Below are 20564 nucleotides of genomic sequence, written 5' to 3'. Positions count from 1 at the left end.
ATCCCTGACGGGCCTTCAGGACGCGGTGTCCCTCACGCTCGACCGCCCCGAGGCGGTCCAAGGCCCGGATCCGGGAAGCCCTGGCGAGCCGGCGAGCAGCGACGCGGGCCTGTCAGGCGTCCGCGGGGCGGGCCGTGAAGACGCGGTCCAGTAGGTCGTACAGGGTGGCCCGGTCCTTGTCGTCGAGTGTGGACAGGCCTGCCAGTGTGGTGTGCATGTCGGCGCGGATGGCGTCGATGGCCTGCTCGCCCTCGGGGGTGAGGACGACGTTCTTGACGCGGCGGTCGCCGGGGCTGGGCTCGCGGCGGACCAGACCGCGCTTTTCCAGGCGGTCGACGATGCCCGTCATGTTGGAGGCGTCGCAGGCCTGCGTCTCGGCGAGCACGCGCATCGCGGCGGGGGCGTGGCGCAGCACGCTGAGCGTCCTGGCCTGGCTGGCCGTGAGCTTCTCGCGGGCGGCCGCGGCCGTGAAGTCGCCGTAGTAGGCGCCGAGCGAAACCGAGAGCAGCTCCATGAGCTGTTCCGTGCCGACACGCGGGGGTTCAGGCATGTGAGCCACCTTACGTCCATAAGCTTGACGATCTCAAATATTGACGTCTACCGTGAAAGCCATTGCTTGATGTTCTCAAGCTTCTATGTTCTTAAGTAGTTGGGAAAGGGTTTCCGTGTCTCAGGCACAGCACAGGGCATCCGCACGGCCCTCCGGGCAGACCGTCACTGCGTCCTCCACCTCCCGCGCGGCCGAGATCCTGTCCCGGCCTGTCGCGCTGAACGGCCTGACCGTCCCGAACCGCATCGTGATGGCGCCGATGACGCGCATGTTCTCCCCGGGTGGCGTCCCCGGTGAGGACGTGCGGTCGTACTACGCCCGTCGCGCCGCTGCGGGTGTGGGCCTGATCGTCACCGAGGGAACCTACGTCGGCCACGAGTCGGCCGGGGCGAGCGACCGTGTGCCGCGGTTCCACGGTGAGGAGCAGCTGGCGGGGTGGGCGAAGGTCGCCGAGGCCGTTCACGCGGCGGGCGGCACGATCGTGCCGCAGCTGTGGCACATCGGCATGGTGCGCAAGCAGGGTGATGCGCCCTACGCCGAGGCCCCCGCCGTCGGCCCCTCCGGCATCCGCGTCGACGGTACCGAGGGCACCGGCAAGGCGATGACCAAGCGCGACCTGGACGACGTCATCGGAGCCTTCGCCGAGGCTGCCGCTGCTGCCGAGCGCATCGGCTTCGACGGCGTCGAACTGCACGGAGCCCACGGCTACCTTCTCGACCAGTTCCTGTGGGCGCAGACGAACCGCCGTACCGACGTCTACGGCGGCGACTCCGTGGCCCGTACGAAGTTCGCGGCCGAGATCGTGGCCGCGGTCCGTGAGGCCGTATCGCCCGACTTCCCGGTGATCTTCCGCTACTCGCAGTGGAAGCAGGAAGCCTACGACGCGAGGCTTGCCGAGACACCGGAGGAGCTGGAGGCGATCCTGACCCCGCTCGCCGCGGCCGGCGTCGACGCCTTCCATGCCTCAACCCGCCGCTACTGGCTCCCGGAGTTCGAAGGCTCGGACCTGAACCTGGCGGGCTGGACCAAGAAGCTCACCGGCAGGCCCACCATCACCGTCGGCTCGGTCGGCCTCGATGGCGACTTCATCCGCGCGTTCGCGGGCGAAGGCGCCGAGGTCGGCAGCATCGACAACCTCCTCGATCGACTGGAGCGCGACGAGTTCGACATGGTCGCCGTCGGCCGTGCCGTGCTCCAGGACCCGGAGTGGGCGGCGAAGGTCCTGGGGGGCCGGTTCGAGGAGCTGAAGCCGTACGAGGCGGCGGCGCTGAAGACGCTGAGCTAGGGCTCCCCGTTGGCCCGTCTGCTCGCCGCGGCCGCGGGCTGCCGGTGCGGCGGGCCGGCGCGGCGCACCGGCACCGGCTGGGATGGAGTCCGCGTGACTTCTGTCCACCGGCTACGTCCCGGTGACGGACGTAGCGGCCTCGTATGGCGAAGGGCACCGGTTCTCACCGGTGCCCTTCCGTTCGTTGCACCGCGCCCGTTGGCGGGGCGCGGGGCGTTCGTCGTGCCGCCACCGGCGATGCGGTTGGTGCCGTTGTTCTGGCCGTGCCAGGGAAACTCTTCGCGACGAGCAACCCCGGGCGCGCGGCAGCCGTCTTGATCCACAGCAAGGCGGTTCGCCGCATCCGTCGAAGGTGACGGGCGGCTCCCCGGTTCCCCAAGCGTCAGGCCCAGAGTGCCAGGCGACTATACGCTTCGTGTATACATGGAGTGTATAGTTGTGTCGGCCGGTGCCCTGACCGCGCACGAAAGGCACCCATGCAAAGCAAGGCATTCGCGCCCGAATACCAAGGCGCCCTCACCGATCTGTCGGTGAACTCCTCCCTGACCGATGTACTCGCCGAAGGAACCCAGCACTTGAGGGCGGCCGAGGTCGCAGGCTCGCAGCGGGAGGTGGCGCGCTCCGGTCTCGCCGTGGCCGAGGCGCACCGCAGGCTGGGCAACGTCAAGGAAGCGGATCAGGCGTGGAAGGCCAGCTACCGGGCCGCCCGCTCGGCCGGCGACATGGGGGCAATGGCCTGGGCGCTGTGGAGCGGCGGCACGCTCGCCCGGCAGCGGGGTGCGCTGGCGCTCGCCTTCCGGCTGCTGGGGCTCGCCGCAGAGTTGGGCGAGCGCGGCGGTGACGTCGTGGCCCGGGGCTACTCCCTCGCGGGCCTGGCGGAGACCGGACGGATCCAGGGCGACTACGAGGCGGTCGCCGTCCTGCACGAGCAACTGCTCGCCGAGGCACGCAAACGCGGCGAAGCCCGCCACACCGTGTGGGCGCTGGAGGGCATCGCCCAGATTCACCGCAACACCGGCTCGTACGACACGGCCCTCGCGATGTTCGAGGAAGCCGCCGAGATAGCCGGGAAGGCCGACGACCGGCGTGGCCGGGCATGGGCCCTGCGCGGCATGGCTGACATCGTTTCCCTTCGGGACGACGACCCGGAACGCGCCCTTGCCCTGCTCTCCGAGGCCGAACTCACCTGCCGCGAGATGAACTTGTCCAGCGCCCTCGCCTACAACCACAAGATGCGCGCCAATGTGCTCTTCCGGGCCCGTCGCTACGACGAAGCCCGCGCGGTCTACGAGGAAGCGTTCGCGGAGTTCCGCGCCATGAGCGAGCCGCGGGGCGAGGCACTGGCCCGGCTCGGGCTGGTCAAGGCGCTCGCCCGTCTCGGCCGGGACCACGCCGAGACCGCGGCGGACTTGGACGAGCTGCGCCGGACTCTCGACCGCATCGGTTTGCGTCACGCCCGGGACATGGTCGACAAGGCGCATGCCGAACTCGGAGTAGCGCCGCTTGCCACCCCGGCCGGCGAGGAAGACGGCCGCCGATGACGTCACCCGTAACAGGCCGGACCACCGCTTCGCAGATCCTCGCCCGCTGTCGCGACCTCGTGCGGCCGTCTCTCACAGAAGCCGTCCAGCGTCTTCATCCGTGGCCGGCCGAGATGGCCGCCTACTCGCTCGGCTGGAGCGACGTGGACGGCACGCCCACCCCCGGCTCGCAGGGCAAGGGAGTACGTCAGGCGCTCACCGTGCTCTGTGCCGAGGCCGCCGGCGCGCCCGGGGAGAACGCCGTCGTCGGCGCGGTCGCCGTGGAGCTGATCCACACGTTCTCACTCCTTCACGACGACATCATGGACGGCGACGAGACCCGGCGGCAGCGCCCGACCGTCTGGACGACGTACGGCACCGGCCCCGCGGTCCTCGCAGGAGACGCGCTCTTCGCCATGGCCGTGGAGACGCTGGCCAACTCCCGCAACGTTCACAGCGCAACAGCCGTGCGGCACCTGGCCGGGACGCTGAACGACCTGGTGCGCGGTCAGGCCGAAGACCTCCTCTTCGAATCCCGTCCCTGGACGGGGCCCGATGCCGTGCGGCCACAGGAGTACAGGTCCATGGCGGACCACAAGACCGGCGCGCTGCTCGGCTGCGCCGCCGGCCTGGGTGCCGTGCTCGCCGGGGCTCCTGTCCCGACCGTGAATGCCCTCGCCCAGGCCGGACGGCATCTCGGGGTGGCCTTTCAGGCCGTGGACGACCTGCTGGGCATCTGGGGAGACCCGCAGGTCACGGGCAAACCGGTGCACAACGATCTACGCCGGCTGAAGAAGACGTACCCGGTCCTCGCGGCCCTGGCCGCCGAAGGTCCGGCCGTACCGCGCCTCGTCGCGCTCCTCACCTCGGACCGTCCCCTCGACGACACCGCCGTCCGGCGGGCCGCCGATCTCATCGAGGATGCGGGCGGGCGCTCTGCCACCCTGGCCGAAGCCCACCACCACCTGGACAGCGCCCGCGACTGCCTGACGAGCGTCCCGCTGGTGCCCACGGCGGTTGACGAGATCCTCACGCTTCTGCCGTTCCTCATCGACCGCAGAATGTGACGGCCCGCCACACGCATGCCAGGGCCGCGCCCGGACTCGGGCGTGGCCACAGCGTCGGACCACGACCCCGGCGCAGTCGATCGAGACGTCGGCAGCCGGCAAGGCGGGCCGTGGTGCGCCCAATGATCCAGCGGTGGCGGCCCAGTTGTCGCGAGGCCGGGCCGCCACCACCGTTCCCGGGGTGACAGCGGCCGGGGCGCCGGACCGACGTCTTCTCATGCCAGGCAGGCATGCCTCGGCACGGAGCGGCGACGTCCGGCGTTTCCGCGTATGGGGCCGTAGCCTCGGGTGAATCGGCATTGGTGCGCTCTGGTCCGCGACTCTTCGACGTGCGACGGTCACGATGCGTGCCTGGAACCGCTTGTCCGGGAGCCCCGAAGTGGTGCAACCCAGGCGCCGTGAGGCCGAGGCCGAGGCGGGGCTTCATCGACGTGATGGGGCGTATTGTCCGCGTATGTGGGATATGCGGTGTAGGTGTGGTGGTCGACTGCCGGTACCGGCGGCCCGGCGTCGAAAAGGCGCACGTCAGCCGACTGCTGAAGCGGGGTGATGGCATGCCTCAGCCCGGCGCTTCGATGGCCGACTTCGGCTGCGGCCCGGACGCCCTTGATGCGGTGCTGGCCGAGGTTGTGCGGGGCAGCAGTGCCTCGGTGGGACTCGCATATGTCCTGCCGCCGGGGGAGCGAGTGCTGCGGCTTGCGGTGGTGTCGGGAGTGGTGCCCGGGATCGCCGCTCCGTGGGCGCGCATCGCGGTGGACGACCCCGTCCCGGTAACGGACGCCATCCGGTACCGGCAGCTGGTGTGGCTGGCCAGCCAGGAGGAGGTGGCACGGCGCTACCCGAGGGTCGGGATCGTGCTGCCCTACGACTTCATGCTGGCCGCCGCCCCCTTCACCAGCGGCACGCAGGTGTGGGGCGGGCTGGTGCTGCTGTGGCCCACCTGGCACCCACCCACCCTGAGCCCGCAGGAGCGCGAGGCGATCAGCGTGTGCTGCCGTCACGCCGGGCTGCTCCTGCAGCAGGCCGCCGACCGCGGCCATCCGCTGGCCGGTGAAGAGCCACGGGTACTGCTCCCACCACGCCCGCCCGATCCCGATCCGGACGAGGCCCGGGCCGCACTCGACTTCGCCCAGCGCATCCCCGTCGGCTGCTGTGCCCTGGACATGGACGGCCGGATCACCTTCATCAACACCACCGGGGCCGACCTGGTCGGCGCGGGAGCCGCAGTCCTGCGCGGCAACCGGCCCTGGGAAGTGCTGCTGTGGATGAACGACCCGCTCTTCGAGGACCGCTACCGGGCGGCTGTGATCAGCCGGCGACCCACGTCCTTCACGGCGCTGCGCCCGCCCGACCGTTGGCTGTCGTTCCACCTCTATCCGGACGACCGCGGCATCAGTGTCCAGATCACTCCCCTCACCAGCGGCGCCTCCCAGGCCGGCCCGGTGCCGGAGCCCCCACCTGCCGCCGAACCGGGCGGGGCGAGCGCGTTGTACCACCTCATGTACCTGGCGGCGGCGCTCACGAAAACCGCAGGCGTGCACGATGTGGTCGAGGCCGTGGCCGACCAGCTCGTTCCCGCCTTCGGCCCCCGCGGTCTGGCACTGATGACCGTGGAAGGAGGCCGCCTGCGGATCGTGGGACACCGCGGCTACACCGCCGAGTTCATGAGCCGCTTCGACGGCACGCCCCTGACCGCCGACAACCCGAACGTGCACACCCTGACCACCGGTGTCGCGCGCTTCTTCGGCAGCTTTGACGACCTCAAACGCGCCTACCCCGCCGCCGTCCGCTACCACGGCAGGGACGCCTGGGCCTTCCTCCCCCTCATCGCTTCCGGCCACCCCGTCGGCTCGCTCGTCCTCTCCTACGACCAGGCCCGTCCCTTCCCTCCCGCCGAACGGGCCGTTCTGACCTCCCTGGCCGGGCTCATCGCCCAAGCCCTGGACCGCGCCCGTCTCTACGACACCAAGCACCAGCTCGCCCACACCCTGCAGACCGGCCTGCTGCCCCACTCTCTGCCCCGGATCCCCGGCCTGGACGTAGCCGCCCGCTACCTCCCCGCCGGCCACGGAATGGAGATCGGAGGGGACTTCTACGACCTCATCCGATGCGACCCGACCAGCGCCGCGGCAGCGATCGGTGACGTCCAGGGCCACAACATCCAAGCCGCCGCACTCATGGGACAGGTCCGTACCGCCGTCCACACCCACGCGACCGCCGGCACACCTCCCTCACACGTCCTCGCCCGAACCAACCGCCTCCTCACCGACCTTGAGCCCGGTCTGTTCACCAGCTGCCTCTACGCCCACCTCGACCTCGCCCGGAACCGAGCCTGCGTAGCAACCGCCGGCCATCCCGCACCGCTGGTCCTGCACCCCGACGGCCGCACCGAAGTCGTCGGACTGTCACCGGGGATCCTGCTCGGCATCGACCCTGATGCGCACTACCCCGCCACCGACATCCCTCTGCCGCCTGGCACCGTGCTCGCCCTGTACACCGACGGACTCGTCGAAACCCCCGGCACCGACATCGACGCTGCCGTCGCCGCCCTCGCCGACTGCCTCGCGCAGGCCCGGGACCAGACCGTCGACGAACTCGCCGACACCCTCCTCCATCACGCCGCGAAGGCCACCCCGCGCACCGACGACGTTGCCCTCCTCCTCATTCGCCACGCGCCCCGCTGACCCGTGGGATCCGCATCGACAGGGGCGCGGGTGCTGCCGGTGACCGCGTACGCGCGGACCGACCTGAACTGCGGCAACTGGCCCCGTTGTTCGGGGTGTCGCAGTCGGCGATGGGAGACGCAGGTCACATGCGTTCATGTCACAGGGGGTCGGGCCACCCCGTCTCAGGGGTGTAGCCACTGACGACCACGGAGGAGTACACCATGGACGCGCGACTGAACTACTTCACGGGCCCGAGCGCCCCCAAGGCCTTCAAGCACTTGATGGCTGCGGGCAAGGCGCTCAAGGAATTGCCGGTGCCGGCCGCGACGCAGGAGCTGGTGGCGCTGCGCGTGAGTCAGATCAACGGCTGCGCCGTCTGCATCGACATGCACACCAAGGAGGCCGCCGCTGCCGGTGAGACCTCGGTGCGGCTGAACCTGGTGGCGGCGTGGCGGGAGGCCACGGTCTTCACCGCGGCCGAGCGTGCCGCGCTGGAACTGGCGGAGGAGGGGACCCGGGTCGCGGATGCGGCCGGTGGGGTCAGCGACGAGGTGTGGGCATACGCCGCCAAGCACTACGACGAGGAGCAGCTCACCGGCCTGGTGGTCCTGGTCTCCTTCATGAACATGGTGAACCGGCTGAACATCATCACCCAGCAGCCGGCGGGCGACTACGAGCCCGGGCAGTTCCACTGAAACGGCATCAGCAACGGGCTCGGGGTCCGGCTGCGGGCTCCGGTCCCCGGGCTTGGGGGCGTTGCTCTGCCTGCCGGTGATCCGAATGATCATCAGGAAATGCCTGCGCGGGCGAGTACGGCCGGGTGGGAGTGCTTCAGGGGGAGGGGAGTCGGCGTGAGCAAGGTCGAGGAGTTCCAGGAGCTGCGGCCGCTGCTGTTCTCGATCGCCTATCGGATTCTGGGCAGTGTGGGTGAGGCCGAGGACGCGGTGCAGGAGACGTGGCTGCGCTTTGACGGCTCGGCGACCCGGCCCGTGTCGACCAAGGCCTTTCTGTCGGCCGCGGTGACGCGGATCTCCATCGACGTGCTGCGCTCCGCGCGGGTGCGGCGGGAGGAGTACGTGGGCCCGTGGTTTCCCGAGCCTCTCCTCGCCGACCCTTATGAGGATCCGGCCCGGTCGGTGGAGCTGGCCGACTCGGTGTCGATGGCGGCGCTGCTGCTCCTGGAGCGGCTCAGCCCGCTGGAGCGGGCGGTGTTCGTGCTACGGGAGGTGTTCGCCTTCGGGTTCGACGAGGTCGCCGCGGCGGTGGGGCGTTCGGAGGCGGCGTGCCGGCAGCTGCTGGTGCGGGCGCGGCGGCATATGGAGGCCGGGCGGCCGCGCTTCGAAGCGGTCCGCAAAGAGCGGGAGGAACTGGCGTCGCGGTTCTTCGACGCACTGAAGGACGGCGATGTGGGCGGGCTGCAGGATCTGCTGGCCGCCGATGTGCAGATGGTCGGCGACGGCGGCGGCAAGGCCCCACAGCTGGCCCGGGCCGTCATCGGCGCCGAGAACGTGGCCCGGCTGCTTGCCTCCGTCTTCCCCCGGATGGCCCGGATCGGTGTGACGTTCGAGCCGCACGAGGTCAACGGCCAGCCCGGCGCGATCTTCCGGGACCGGGACGACAAGGTGCTCCACACCCTCGCGCTCGATGTGCTCGACGGGCAGATCCAGACGATCCGTTCGGTGATCAACCCCGACAAGCTCGGGCACGTGGGCCCGGTAGCGGACGCCTGGGCAGTCGACCGTGAGGTGAGGCAGGCCCGTCGGCAGCCGAACTGACCTCAAGAAGCGGCCCAGGCCGACTCGTTCACCGGCAGCCCATGTCAGCGGCCGCAGAGTGGCGGTCAGTTCGCCTGTCCGCCGAGGTCGAGGTCGTGCAGGCGGGCGATGCCGCGCATCGCGTGGTGCACGCCGTGGCTGGAGGTGGCAGTCGCGCAAGACCTCCCAGGTCTTCCCGCAGTGACGGGACCATGGTCGCAAGCCCGGGGAAAGCGCTGAACGCGCCTCGCCGCACCGCGCGGCGAGGCGGGCTGTCGCCTACCGCGTCCACCCCCGTACAGTCCGTGATGCCCGCGCTCGGTCAGTGACGACGCACAGCAGCCGAACAGGAGCAGAACCGTGGCCACCCATGCCAGCCCCGGCCCCCTCCCGAACCCCGCCCGAGCCGGTCGCCCGGTGCCCGCGCTGGATCTCGCTCTCGTCGAGCAGTGGCAGGCCCGAGGAGGCGAGCTGGTCGACCTCCTCGCCCAGGCGCGCGAGCGGCTCGGCGGTGTCGCCGCGTTCCGCCTCGGTCCGCGCCCGACCGTCCTGGTCACCGAGCCCCAGGCCGTCCAGCACGTGCTCGCCCTGCATCCGGACCGGTACGTCAAGCGCTCGCACCGCGCCAGGCTGTTGATCGGCGACGGAGTCCTCGCCGCGACGGGCGAGGCCTGGCAGCGGCAACGGCGGCTGCTGCAGTCCCAGTTCACCGGCAAAGGGATGCGCCGCTACGAACACCGGATCGCCGCGGCCGCGCGGACCACCGCGGCCCGCTGGGCCGGGTACGCCCGCACCGGGCAGATTCTCGATGTCGGCGAGGAGATGCGCCGCTACGCCCTGGACACCATCTGGCGGTCCCTGACCGGACATCCCCTCGACGCGGACACCGAGCGCGAACTGGCTGCCGTGAGCGCCGTGGTGGCCGCACTTCCGACCCTGCCCACCGACAGTGCCGCCGCGCAGGAGGCCGTCGCCGCCGAGCTGGCCAGGATCGACGCCGTCGCCCGTCACGCCATCGCAGCCGCGCGCCGCGACGCCGCCGGACCCGACGGCCCGGGCCTGCTGCATGTCCTGCTCGAAGCGGCCGGGGCGCGCCCCGAGTACACCGACCAGCTGGTTCGCGATGAGCTGGTCACCCTGCTCCTCGCCGGCCACGAGACCACCGCCACCACACTGACCTGGCTCTACCTGCTGCTGGACCGCAACCCCGCGGCCCGTGGGCAGGCCCTCGCCGCCGGCGGCGAGGGCTCACCGCAGCGGCGGCAGGCCATCCAGGCCCTCGTACACGAGACCCTCCGCTTCTACCCCTCCGCGTGGATGCTGCCCCGGCACGCGGTGGAGGACGACGTCCTTGCCGGCTACGCCGTCGAGGCCGGCACCGATGTCCTGGTCTGCCCCTACCTCACGCACCGGGATCCCGGACTGTGGGCGGATCCCGAGCGTTTCGACCCGTGGCGCTTCACGACCTCGGGCCGACGCCCCACGCACCCGGGGAGCTATCTGCCGTTCGGCATCGGGCCCCGCGCCTGCCTGGGCCTGCAGTTCGCCCTCCGCGAGACGACCGTCCTCCTCGAACACCTGTTGCCCTCCTACGTCCCGGTCTTCCACTTCACGCCGGCCAAGGCCGCGTACAGCATCACCGTCCGCCCGGACGGCCCGACCCCCGCGACGCTCGACCCCGCCTGAGCGGCTTCAGTGACGTTCGCCGGGCGAGTCCGAACCAGGAGTCCGAACCAAGAATCCAAACCAAGAGGGGCGAAAGCCACCCCAAGTTGATGATTGCGGACATAGGGTCCGTCGATCATAATCCGCGTGTCAGGTTCGAGCTCTGCCTCCGGCATCCAGCCGTCGGCACGATGCGAACCTGCGAACCTCTCGCCGTCCCGGCTCGCTACGTTCGAGTCCCTCCTCCGGCATCGGGAAGTGCCTCCGGAGGCCACGAAGGTGCAACCGCCCGCCCCAACGCCGTGACCAAGGAAAAGAGCTGATCAGGGTGCTGAGCAGTGGTGGGTACTCAGCCGTTCTGAGGACTGCCTTCGCGGGGGCGCTGCTCGTCGCCGGCTTCGCAGTCGCCTCGTGTGGCGGCGGCGGCGACAAGGCTGCCGCGAACGGCAAGGTCACGGTCGTCTACGAGGACAACGCGATCAAGCCGAAGGACCGGCATGCCGTAGCGGTGGTCCGGAAGTCCCGCGTGCTCGAGCAGGTCGCCGACTGGGTGAACAAGTCGGTCACCCTTCCGTATGACCTGGTCGTGAGAGTCACCGACAAGGTCCCACCGGGGGTTACGGATGCGGTCGCCCAGCCCGACGGCAGGACGATCTTTGTGCCCCCGTCGTTCCTGACCCAGATCGAAAAGGTCCTCAGCAACGTGGTCAAGACCGTCAAGCGTCCCGCCCTGGTCCCCGAGGCCGGGTTCAACGCCGACGACCTGACCGTACAGTCGACCCAGTTCATCTTCGGCCACGAGATGGGCCATGCTCTGCAGCGTCAGCTCCTGCTTGCGAACCTCGGCCTCGAGGAGGACGCCGCCGACGGGTTCGCGTCGTTCTACACCGTCAACGAGGTTGGACCGGGTCCGTCGTTGGCAGCCGCAATCCTTTTCGACGAACTTGCCCGCGAGGAGGGCAAGCTGACGCTGGAGGGGCTCTCGAGCGATCACCCCGTCACCCAGCAACGCGTCTTCAACTTCCTCTGCTACCTCGAGGGGAGCGACCCGAAGAGGTTCCACGGGCCCCTGGTCGATGCGGGCTACCTGCCGAAAACCCGCGCCCCGTTGTGTCCGCAGGCGTGGGCGATGCTGGACTACGGCTGGTGGACCCAACTCGAGCCACATTTCAGCGGGGCATTCAAGGACCAGGGCGACAAGGCGCAGGAGAACGCACGCGACCAGCTGATCGCGGAGATGAAGGACTTCGCGGAGAAGCTCGACGAGATCCGCAGCGGGCAATGAGCATGCGCAAGGTCGTCCCGCCCACGGACGCCGCCGGCCGCGACGCGTTCTCCTGTCCGCCGCCGGCGAGCACCAGCAAGAGGGGCGCGAAAGGAGTACGACACAGCCCCTGTGACGCGGACCGCTCTGGTGGGACGATAGCCGGACAGAACGATCGGGTCGGTTCCACCTCTTCTGGGGCACCTATGAACATCTCGCTCCCGTTCAGGCTCTTCGCCGCAGCGGCTGTGGCCTGCCTGATGCTCACTGCCTGCAGTGGTTCTGGCGAGTCTCCGAAGGCATCGGGGTCGCCGTCCGCCGCGCCAGGGGCGCCTGCGCCGTCGCAGTCGAGCACAACGCTCCGGCCGCCGCTACCGTCGGCGACCGCCACGGCGGCCACGCCTGCCCCGACCACGCCCGCCCCCCACGGCACACCACCGCTCGGCTCCTGGAGCCTGCAGCCGGTGTGGCCGTTCACCACCCTCGCCCAGGCTCAGGCGTGGGAGCGGGCCTACCGCTCCAGCGGCCACCAGCCCTGGCATCTTGACCCGGATCAGACGGCACTGTCGTTCACCCGTGGCTACCTGGGCTTCAAGGAGATCGACCGGGTCTCCTCACGCACGGTCAGCGGTCGGCACGCCCGCATCGGCGTCGCGCCGACGGGGCCCGAAGGCGGCACCGCAGCGGTGATTCACCTCGTGCGGTACGGCACCGGCCCGGGCGCCCCGTGGGAGGTCGTGGGCACCGACGACACGACGTTCTCCCTGACCACGCCCGCGTACGGGTCGCTCGTGCGCTCCCCGGTGGTGACCGGCGGGCGGATCTCCGGAGTGGACGAGAGTATCCGCGTCCAGGTGCGCCAGCCGTCGTCCGCGGCGCCGTTGGGCACCTCCCCGTGCTGCACTCCAGCGGGCGGCAACGACCAGCCCTGGAACGTGTCGGTGTCCTTCTCCGGTGCCCGCGACCCGGTGCTCACGGTTGTCGCATCCACCGGTGGGCACGTCGCCGAAGTCGAACGCTTCACCATCACCGCGGTACGGACCCGCTGACCGCCCCTGAATGGCCGTCGCTCTCCGGTGCCAGGCACACGCCTCCACCCTCGGCGGCCCGGCCCGGCCCGGCCCGGCCGCGGCCCTCGGCGCGATCACCGGCCCGCTCCTGGCCCTCGGCCTGGCCGCCTGGGGCGTTCCAGTGGGCGCGTCCAAGATGTCAGGCTGCCGAGCTCGCCGCGGTCCGGGAGACCGGCTTGATGTGGGCGAAGGCGCTCCGGGCGTTCCAGGTGGGGAAGGCGCGTACGAGCCACACGGGACCATGGAGTTGGATGCGGCGGTCGCGGGTGGCTTCGACCCACGTGAGCCAGCCGGCGTGCCATTTCACGAAGGCTTCCGCTTCCGCCGTGATGTAGAGGTCCTCGTCGAGGCCGGGGTACGTCTTGCAGATCTCGGTGTCTCCGTGCTCGATCAGCAGCCAGTACCGCTCGCGGCGCCGGCGGCCGGTGAAGTCGAAGCGGATGACGACGCGTCGGTCCGGGAGCCGGTCTCGGCGCAGCGCGTTGCACATCGACCACAGAGCCACAAAGGGATCGAGGTGCTCGGGGGCGATCTCGAGCCAGCGGGCACCCCACTCGCCGAGCGACCCGCAGACCTTGAAGAGGTCGTGACCTGCGGGCGTGAGCTGGTAGTGGCGCCCGTGCCCGTGGGGCTTGGGTGCCGACTCGACTATGGCGAGCCGTTCGAGCTGCTTGAGCCGCTGCGAGAGCAGGGTGCGGGAGAGCCCGGGCGCGCCCTCCAGGATCTCACTGAAGCTTCCGCAGCCCAGGTACAGGTTGCGGATGATCAGTGGCGTCCAGCGCTCGGCGAAGATCTCGGCGCCACGGGCAATGGGGCAGTACTGGCCGTACGTCCGCACGACACCAGTGTCGCGCGCCTGCCCTCGGCTGTGAAGTCCAGATTGTTGACTTCACGGCCGCGGTCCACGGTGGTGCGATGGGACCGTCGAGAGCGGAGGACCGAGGACGCCACCGGCCGGCGAGCGAGTCGGCCACCTGAGCGAGGAGGCGACCGCGATGGAGATCGAGGGGTTCCGAGGCCGGCTGATCACCGCTGACCACGCCGACTACGACAGCGCCCGAGCCGTGTGGAACGGCGCCGTCGACCGGCGCCCTGGGCTGATCGCCCGATGCAGCGGGACCGCCGACGTGGGCGCGGCCGTGCGCTTCGCCCGCGACCACGACCTGGAGATCGCCGTACGGGGCGGGGGCCACAACGTGGCCGGCACCGCGGTGTGCGACGACGGGATCGTCATCGACCTCTCGGCGATGCGGGCCGTGGGGGTCGACCCCGACGGCCGCACGGCCCGGGTGCAGGGTGGTGCTCTCTGGGGCGACGTCGACCACGAGACGCAGGCCCACGGTCTGGCCACCACCGGCGGCATCGTGGGCCACACCGGTGTCGCCGGGCTCACGCTCGGCGGTGGCATCGGCTTCCTCATGCGCAAACACGGGCTCACCGTCGACAACCTCCTGGCCGCCGAGGTGGTCACCGCCGAGGGCAGCATCGTCCGCGCGTCCGCCGACGAACACCCCGATCTGTTCTGGGCGCTGCGCGGCGGCGGCGGCAACTTCGGCGTCGTCAGCTCGTTCCTGTTCGCTCTGCATCCGATCGGCCCGACCGTGATGGCCGGACCGGTCTTCTGGGCGGCCGACGACACCGTCGACGTGCTGCGCTGCTACCGGGACTTCGCCGCCGAGGCGCCCGACGAGCTCGGCAGCGTCGTCAGGCTCGGCACCGTCCCCCCACTGCCCGTCATCCCCGAGGACCTGCACTGGCGGCCGGCCATCGCCGTCGCCTGCTGCTACGCCGGCGCCGTCGAGGACGGCGAGCGTGCGGTGCGGGCCCTGCGTCGGCTCGGGGCGCCGCTCGTGGACCTGATCGCACCCACGCCGTACGTCGCCCACCAGTGCGCCCTCGACGACACCGTCCTCCACGGGTGGCACTACTACTGGAAGTCCACGAACCTCGCCGGCCTCTCCGGCGATGCCATCGCCGTCATCGCCGATCACGCCTACAGTGCCCGCTCGCCCCGGTCGTACTCGGCGATGTTCCACATGGGTGGCGCCGTCGCCCGTGTCCCCCACGACGCCACCGCCTACGCCGGTCGCGACGTGGCCCACAACATCATCGTCGACGGCGTATGGCTCCCTGACGATTCCGGCGAGCACGCAACTGCCGAGACCGCTTGGGCGCGGGGGTTCCTCCGAGCTCTCCAACCGCACCGCGCCGGTGTCTACGTCAACTTCCTTGATTCCGACGACGACACCAGCCGCGTTCGAGAGGCCTACGGCGATCGCAACTACCGGCGACTCGCCGAGGTCAAGGCCAAGTACGACCCCGACAACGCCTTCCACCACAACAAGAACATCCGCCCCGGTTGAGCGCGCCAGAAGGCGCGCTCGGGGTCCTTCTGGGCACGGGGGCGCCGCTCATCCCCGATGAGCCTGCGTACCTTGTCAGCCCGTGTCCACGCGCAGCATCATCCCCCTGCGCGCGAAGGGAAGCCGCCCGTAGCATGGCCGGAACGGGACTGCTTCGCTTCGAGCGCGTGACGCCAAGCTCAGCCCATCACGCTGAACTTGAGGTGGGACGTGGGCGGCGATGATCAGCCGAGTCCAGCGGTCGCCGGCCTCCGGGGGCGCGGGCACCTGGCACAAGAGCAACACATATTCGCGCTAGTGTGCGTGCGTGAGCCTATACGTCGTCGTGGGATTCGGGCCTGCCGGTGCGGCCACTGCTCGGCTGCTGGCCGAGAAGGGTCACTCGGTCCGGGTCGTCACCAAGTCAGGCCGAAGCCCCGAGCCCGGCATCGAGCACGTCGCGTTGGACGCGACGGACAGCAAGCGGCTGATCGAGGCGTCTCAGGGCGCAGCGGCGATCTACAGCTGTGCCGCACCGCCCTACCACCGCTGGGCGAGTGAATGGCCGCCGCTGGCCTCGTCGGTCTGCGCGGCCGCCGAGGCGACCGGGGCCGTCCTGGTCATGCTGGGCAATCTCTACGGCTACGGTCCGGTGGATGGCCCCCTCACCGAGAAGCTGCCGCTCGCGGCGACCGGCCCCAAGGGGAAAGTGCGCGCCGCCGTCTGGGAGCAGGCGCAGAACCTGCATGAGCAGGGTCGTGTCAAGGCGGTCGAGGTGCGGGCCTCGGACTTCTTCGGGCCCGGCGTGACCGATGGCGGCCACCTGGCCGCGCGGGTCATGCCACGACTGCTGCGCGGCAAGCCGGTTTCCACGCTCGGGGATCCGGACGCCCCGCACAGCTGGAGCTATCTCCCTGATGTGGCCAGGGCCCTGGTCGAGGTCGCGGGGGAGGAGCGGGCCTGGGGACGGGCCTGGCACGTTCCGACGGAGCCCGCGCTGTCCACCCGGGAGATGGTCGACCGCCTTGCCGCTCAGTCGGAAACGGGGCCGGTCGCGGTGCGCAGGCTCTCGCCGGCCGTGCTGGGTGTCCTGTCGGTCTTCTCCCCCCAGATACGCGAACTGAAGGAGATCCGTTACCAGTTCGACCGACCGTTCGTAGCTGATTCAAGCGCCTACGAAGCTGAACTCGCGGTACGAGCCACCCCCGTCGATGAGCAGGTCAAGGCAACGGTGGACTGGTGGCGTGAGCGACTGGCCACCACGGGATGACATCTGCGACGACGAAGGATTCCATGGCGAGTTCAGCACGAGCGCGGCCATGAGGACGTCGCGATCGCGGGGACGGCCTGCCGGTTTCCGGGGGCGCGGAATGTGAACCAGCGCCTGCGTGCGAGCCGGGCGGGTACCGGTGGGCGAGCCTCGCCGCACGCGCCCGCAGATCAGTCGCTGCGCTGCGCTGGACCGCGCCAAGGACCCCGGCTTCCGGCCGCCGCAGGCAACCGGAGTACCGAACTGCGGACGAACCGTCGGCCGACGCACGGTTCTCGGAGGTCTCATTCAGAGCGCGGTGACCGGAAGTCGGTGAGGAGCAGGGCGATGTCGTCGGCCCGGTAGGAGGATCCCCGGGCGTTGTGCAGGAGCCGGTCGGCGAGTTCGTCCAGGGAGTCCGCGCGGGCGTGGGCGAGGGTCGTCCGCAGTCGGTCGATCCCCACGTCGATGTCGGTTCCACGTTCCTCGACCAGGCCGTCGGTGTAGAGGGCGAGGACGGATCCGGGCGGGAGGGCGATCCGGGTTGGGGGATAGGTGCTTGCGCGCTCCACGCCCAGGACCGGACCGACGTCCAGGTCAAGGGTGTGGGTCGTGCCGTCGGGGCGCCGGAGCAGGGGTGGGGGGTGACCGGCGGTGACTGCGTGGGCGTGGTGGCTGTGGTGTTCGAGGTGGATGTAGCAGCAGCTGGCCAGCAGCCCGGGGTCGAGGTCGAGGAGGGTCCGGTTGACGCCCGCCATCACCTCGCCGGGCGTATGGCTCACGGCCGCAAAGGCCCGTACGGCACTGCGCAGCTGGGCCATGGTGGCCGCGGCGGCGATGCTGTGCCCCTGCACGTCCCCGATGACGAGACAGACACCCCGGTCGGTGGGGATGACGTCGTACCAGTCGCCGCCGATGTCCATTCCGCTGGTACCGGGCAGGTAGCGGGCGACGGTGTGCATGCCCGGGACTGCCGGCAGCCGGTGCGGCAGGAGTGCCTGCTGCAAGCCGCGTGCGACGGCGTACTCCGAGTCATAGAGTCGCGCTCGTTCCAGCGCCTGAGCGATCAGCCCGGCGAGTGCCGTGAGGACGCTGCGGTCCTTCTCCGTGAACCGATGGACCTCGTCGAAGCCGAGGACGCAGGTGCCGACGGGGCGGCTGGAGGCGATCAGCGGCAGGTACGCCCAGGAACTCACCTTGCCGGTGGGGATGTCCGGATAGCCCCGGGAAAGATCCTGCTGCGACTCGATGAAGAGCGGAGCGCCGGAGGTCAGGGTCTCCGTACCGGGGAGGCGGGCGTGCACCGACACGCCCTCCAGCCAGTCGAGGAAGTCTTCATGGTGGCCGGTGTGGAAGAGCCGGTGCATCGCTCTGTCGCGGACGACGTAGATCGCCAGCTGCTGGCCTCCGAAGGCCGGCAGCAGCTGCTCGGCGACGACTTCGCAGACTTGCCGTGTGGTGACTGCCTCGGTCAGCGCGCTGCCCAGCTGCAGGACGCGGTACACGACGCCCATGCGGGCCGGTCTGGGGGCGATTGCTGTCCCGGCCGGGGAGGGGGACATCGCGGAGTCCGGGGGTGGCTGACCGATGGGCACCACCCGGCCGGTCACTCCGTCCGCCTCCGGATGGAGGGAGAAGGAGAGCCACTGCTCGGGCGGGCGGTGGGCCAGGAAGGAGGCCGGCATCTGCGAGATCATCGCGGACCGGTGCCGGTACTCGATGTCGGGATCGGAAAGCCACGGCACGTCCCACAGGAATCGGCCCAGCAACTCCTCACCGGGAACGTCCAGCAGTTGCAGGGCGCTGCGATTGGCGTAAGTGACGCGCCCGTCAGGGGCGAGGGAGAACAGGCCGTCCCGCAGCCGCTCGACCGCGGCGAGGGCCGTGTGGCCGGCCCGGGCGTCCACGACCGCGCCGACCAGGTGGACGGGCGCCCGCGCATCGTCGGCCTCCGGTACGCGGCGCCCCCACAACTCGACCGTGCGGTACCCCTCGCCGCCTCCCGTGAGGTCCCGTACGCGCAGGCGCCGCGCGGTGATCCGGCCCTCGCCGGCTGCCTCCCGGCCAGCGGCCCGGAACGAGGCGAGATCGCCGGGATGCAGGCAGGAAGCAAGCGTTTCGGCCCGTCCGTCGAAAGCACGGGGGTCGAGACCGAAGATCGCACAGAGCTCGTCGTCCGCGGTGACCGTGCCCGAGACGACGTTCCAGTCGAACAGGCCCACCCGCACGGGCTCTGCCGACGGAGCCGGGATCTCGACGGGAACCGTCTGCGGGTCGCATTCCACAGGATCGCCGGTACGGGCGCGGAGGTCGGTGAGGGACTCACCCAGCCGACCGGCGATGCTCCGCACGCGGCGGCGCTGGGACCTGGAAAGGCCTTCGCTGCCGGGTGGGGCCGTCCAGACGATCGCCAGCGCCCCGAAGGCCTCCCCGCCCGCGCCCACAGGCACGGAGCAGGAGCCGAAGGCGTACGGCAGGGCCACCGCGAGCTGGGGGAACCGGCGCATCGTCTCCTCGGCGTCGGCCAAGTGCACGGTGCGCCCCGAGCCGTATGCCACGGCGACCGGGAGGGGGCTGCCCACCGGGATGAGACGCCACCCACCGAGCAGCGAGGGTGGCACCCCGTACGTCGCGGCGAGCACGATCGACCGGCGGTCGCGGGAACGGAGAAAGACACTGCCCGCGTACGCGCCGGTTGCTTCGACCGCTTCGACGACGGCCGCGGCGAGCAGATCCTCACGCTCCGCCGTCCCGCCGACGAATATTCCGCGCATATTTCCAGTCTGCGCAGGTCAGCCCACTGGCGCCCAGCGAGACACACCGCTCCCGGACGGGCGCGTCCGGTCACCGTCGCCACGATGCGGCTTTGACCCGGAGCCGGGGACCCCGCGTGTCGCCCCGCACGCCCCCGGCAGCTGCTCGTCGGGGCAGCGGCCCATGACCGGGGGCGCTCCGTCCTCGTAGGAAGTTGAAGATGGGACAAGGTGGGACAACCGTCAGGGGTGAGCTCACTGCGGCGATTCATCCCTCGTCGTGGTTGATGCACGTGTGGTGTGCGCGGGCCCTCGGGGCCTGGCGTACCCGACCGGACCGGGCACAGGATGTCGGGTCCGGCAGGGTGGGTCCTTCCTAACGTGAGTGATCGAAAGAAAAGGGAGGCCGAGGTGCTGGAGCGGCTGAACCAGGCCATGGAGCACATCGAGTGCCACCTTGATCAGCGGATCGAGGTGTCCGACCTGGCGCGGATGGCGATGACGTCGGAGTACCACTTCCGGCGGCTGTTCTCCGCACTGGCGGGGATTCCGCTGTCGGAGTACATCCGGCGCAGGCGGCTGACGGTCGCGGGTGCCGAGGTGCTGGCCGGGGAGCGGACGCTACTGGAGGTTGCGGTGCGCTACGGCTACACCTCGGGGGAGGCGTTCGCGCGTGCGTTCCGCGCGATGCACGGCGTCGGTCCCGGCGAGGCCAGGCGGGCCGGTGCGAGTCTGCAGTCCCAGCCACGGATGTCCTTCCGCCTCCTCGTCGAAGGGAGTAGCAGCATGCGGTACAGGATCATGGAGAAGGAGGAATTCCGTGTGGTCGGCAGGAAGGCGCGCGTCCCCCTCGTGCACGAGGGGGTGAACCCGGCCATCGCTGCCTTCATCCGGGGCATCGGCCAGGAGACGCTGCAGCGCATTCAGAGCCTGTCCGATCAGGAGCCGGAGGGGATCGTCTCGGTGAGTGACAATCTGGACGACAGCCGCGCCGAGGGAACCGAACTCGACTACTACCACGGCGTGGTGACCCGCGCCGCCGTGCCTGAGGACATGGACGCGCTCACCGTCCCGGCCGGGACGTGGGCCGTCTTCGAGAACTCCGGGCCGTTTCCGCAGGCGCTCCAGTATCTGTGGCGGGACGTGTTCACGCAGTGGTTCCCGTCCAATCCGTACCGGAGCCGGCCGGGGCCCGAGATCCTGCGGACCCGGCTGTCGCAGGACGCGGCACAGGCGGACGCGGAGCTGTGGATCCCCGTGGAGCGGACTGCGGTCTGAGCGGTAGCGGGGGGGGGGGGGGGGGGGGGGGGGGGGGGGGGGGGGGGGGGGGGGGGGGGGGGGGGGGGGGGGGGGGGGGGGGGGGGGGGGGGGGGGGGGGG

General features: G+C 70.6%; 15 protein-coding genes. 12 read left to right on the top strand and 3 right to left on the bottom strand.

Annotation, left to right across the window (positions count from 1 at the left end; translation table 11 throughout):
• Positions 1-112: 112 nt before the first annotated feature.
• Positions 113-550 carry a MarR family winged helix-turn-helix transcriptional regulator gene (locus tag AC0699_RS28900; RefSeq protein WP_478665916.1) on the bottom strand — a complete coding sequence of 146 codons (438 nt, stop codon included), beginning with the start codon at positions 548-550 and terminating at the stop codon, positions 113-115.
• 115 nt (positions 551-665) lie between these two features.
• Here AC0699_RS28900 and AC0699_RS28895 point away from each other — a divergent pair, with 115 nt between their 5' ends.
• From AC0699_RS28895 to AC0699_RS28855, 9 genes are all read left to right on the top strand, one after another.
• On the top strand, positions 666-1835 hold the full coding sequence (locus tag AC0699_RS28895) for an NADH:flavin oxidoreductase (RefSeq protein ID WP_478665915.1): 1170 nt from the start codon (positions 666-668) through the stop codon (positions 1833-1835).
• Positions 1836-2311: 476 nt separating this feature from the next.
• Positions 2312-3376 carry a tetratricopeptide repeat protein gene (locus tag AC0699_RS28890; RefSeq protein WP_478665912.1) on the top strand — a complete coding sequence of 355 codons (1065 nt, stop codon included), beginning with the start codon at positions 2312-2314 and terminating at the stop codon, positions 3374-3376.
• Positions 3373-4422 (top strand): polyprenyl synthetase family protein, encoded by a 1050-nt coding sequence (locus AC0699_RS28885; protein WP_478665910.1) that lies wholly within the window; start codon positions 3373-3375, stop codon positions 4420-4422. The genes AC0699_RS28890 and AC0699_RS28885 overlap by 4 nt, the downstream gene beginning before the upstream one ends.
• Before the next feature lie 554 nt (positions 4423-4976).
• Positions 4977-7106: a SpoIIE family protein phosphatase gene (locus AC0699_RS28880; protein WP_478665907.1), complete on the top strand. Its 2130-nt coding sequence runs from the start codon at positions 4977-4979 to the stop codon at positions 7104-7106.
• Positions 7107-7309: 203 nt separating this feature from the next.
• Positions 7310-7783, top strand: a complete 474-nt coding sequence (locus tag AC0699_RS28875) for a carboxymuconolactone decarboxylase family protein (RefSeq protein ID WP_478665903.1) — start codon at positions 7310-7312, stop codon at positions 7781-7783.
• Positions 7784-7939: 156 nt separating this feature from the next.
• Complete coding sequence (locus tag AC0699_RS28870; RefSeq protein ID WP_478665899.1) at positions 7940-8863, top strand: RNA polymerase sigma-70 factor; 924 nt, start codon at positions 7940-7942, stop codon at positions 8861-8863.
• A 339-nt stretch (positions 8864-9202) separates the two neighbouring features.
• Positions 9203-10528: a cytochrome P450 gene (locus AC0699_RS28865; RefSeq protein WP_478665895.1), complete on the top strand. Its 1326-nt coding sequence runs from the start codon at positions 9203-9205 to the stop codon at positions 10526-10528.
• Positions 10529-10835: 307 nt separating this feature from the next.
• Positions 10836-11792: a DUF4344 domain-containing metallopeptidase gene (locus AC0699_RS28860; protein ID WP_478665890.1), complete on the top strand. Its 957-nt coding sequence runs from the start codon at positions 10836-10838 to the stop codon at positions 11790-11792.
• A 443-nt stretch (positions 11793-12235) separates the two neighbouring features.
• Positions 12236-12820 (top strand): hypothetical protein, encoded by a 585-nt coding sequence (locus AC0699_RS28855; RefSeq protein ID WP_478665887.1) that lies wholly within the window; start codon positions 12236-12238, stop codon positions 12818-12820.
• A gap of 160 nt (positions 12821-12980) precedes the next feature.
• Here AC0699_RS28855 and AC0699_RS28850 read toward each other — a convergent pair whose 3' ends face one another.
• Complete coding sequence (locus AC0699_RS28850; RefSeq protein WP_478665885.1) at positions 12981-13679, bottom strand: winged helix-turn-helix transcriptional regulator; 699 nt, start codon at positions 13677-13679, stop codon at positions 12981-12983.
• A gap of 157 nt (positions 13680-13836) precedes the next feature.
• Between AC0699_RS28850 and AC0699_RS28845 the strand changes: the two genes are divergently transcribed.
• Both AC0699_RS28845 and AC0699_RS28840 read left to right on the top strand, forming a co-directional pair.
• Positions 13837-15204 (top strand): FAD-binding oxidoreductase, encoded by a 1368-nt coding sequence (locus AC0699_RS28845; protein ID WP_478665881.1) that lies wholly within the window; start codon positions 13837-13839, stop codon positions 15202-15204.
• Between the two features lie 307 nt (positions 15205-15511).
• Complete coding sequence (locus tag AC0699_RS28840) at positions 15512-16453, top strand: NAD-dependent epimerase/dehydratase family protein (RefSeq protein WP_478665878.1); 942 nt, start codon at positions 15512-15514, stop codon at positions 16451-16453.
• Between the two features lie 284 nt (positions 16454-16737).
• Here AC0699_RS28840 and AC0699_RS28835 read toward each other — a convergent pair whose 3' ends face one another.
• Complete coding sequence (locus AC0699_RS28835) at positions 16738-19206, bottom strand: SpoIIE family protein phosphatase (protein WP_478665876.1); 2469 nt, start codon at positions 19204-19206, stop codon at positions 16738-16740.
• Between the two features lie 390 nt (positions 19207-19596).
• On the opposite strand from AC0699_RS28835, the gene AC0699_RS28830 reads away from it, so the two are divergent.
• Positions 19597-20463, top strand: a complete 867-nt coding sequence (locus tag AC0699_RS28830) for an AraC family transcriptional regulator (protein WP_478666099.1) — start codon at positions 19597-19599, stop codon at positions 20461-20463.
• Positions 20464-20564: the final 101 nt, after the last annotated feature.

The sequence above is a fragment of the Streptomyces sp. NPDC043870 genome, assembly GCF_056435785.1.
This window is presented reverse-complemented; position numbering and strand designations above follow the sequence as displayed.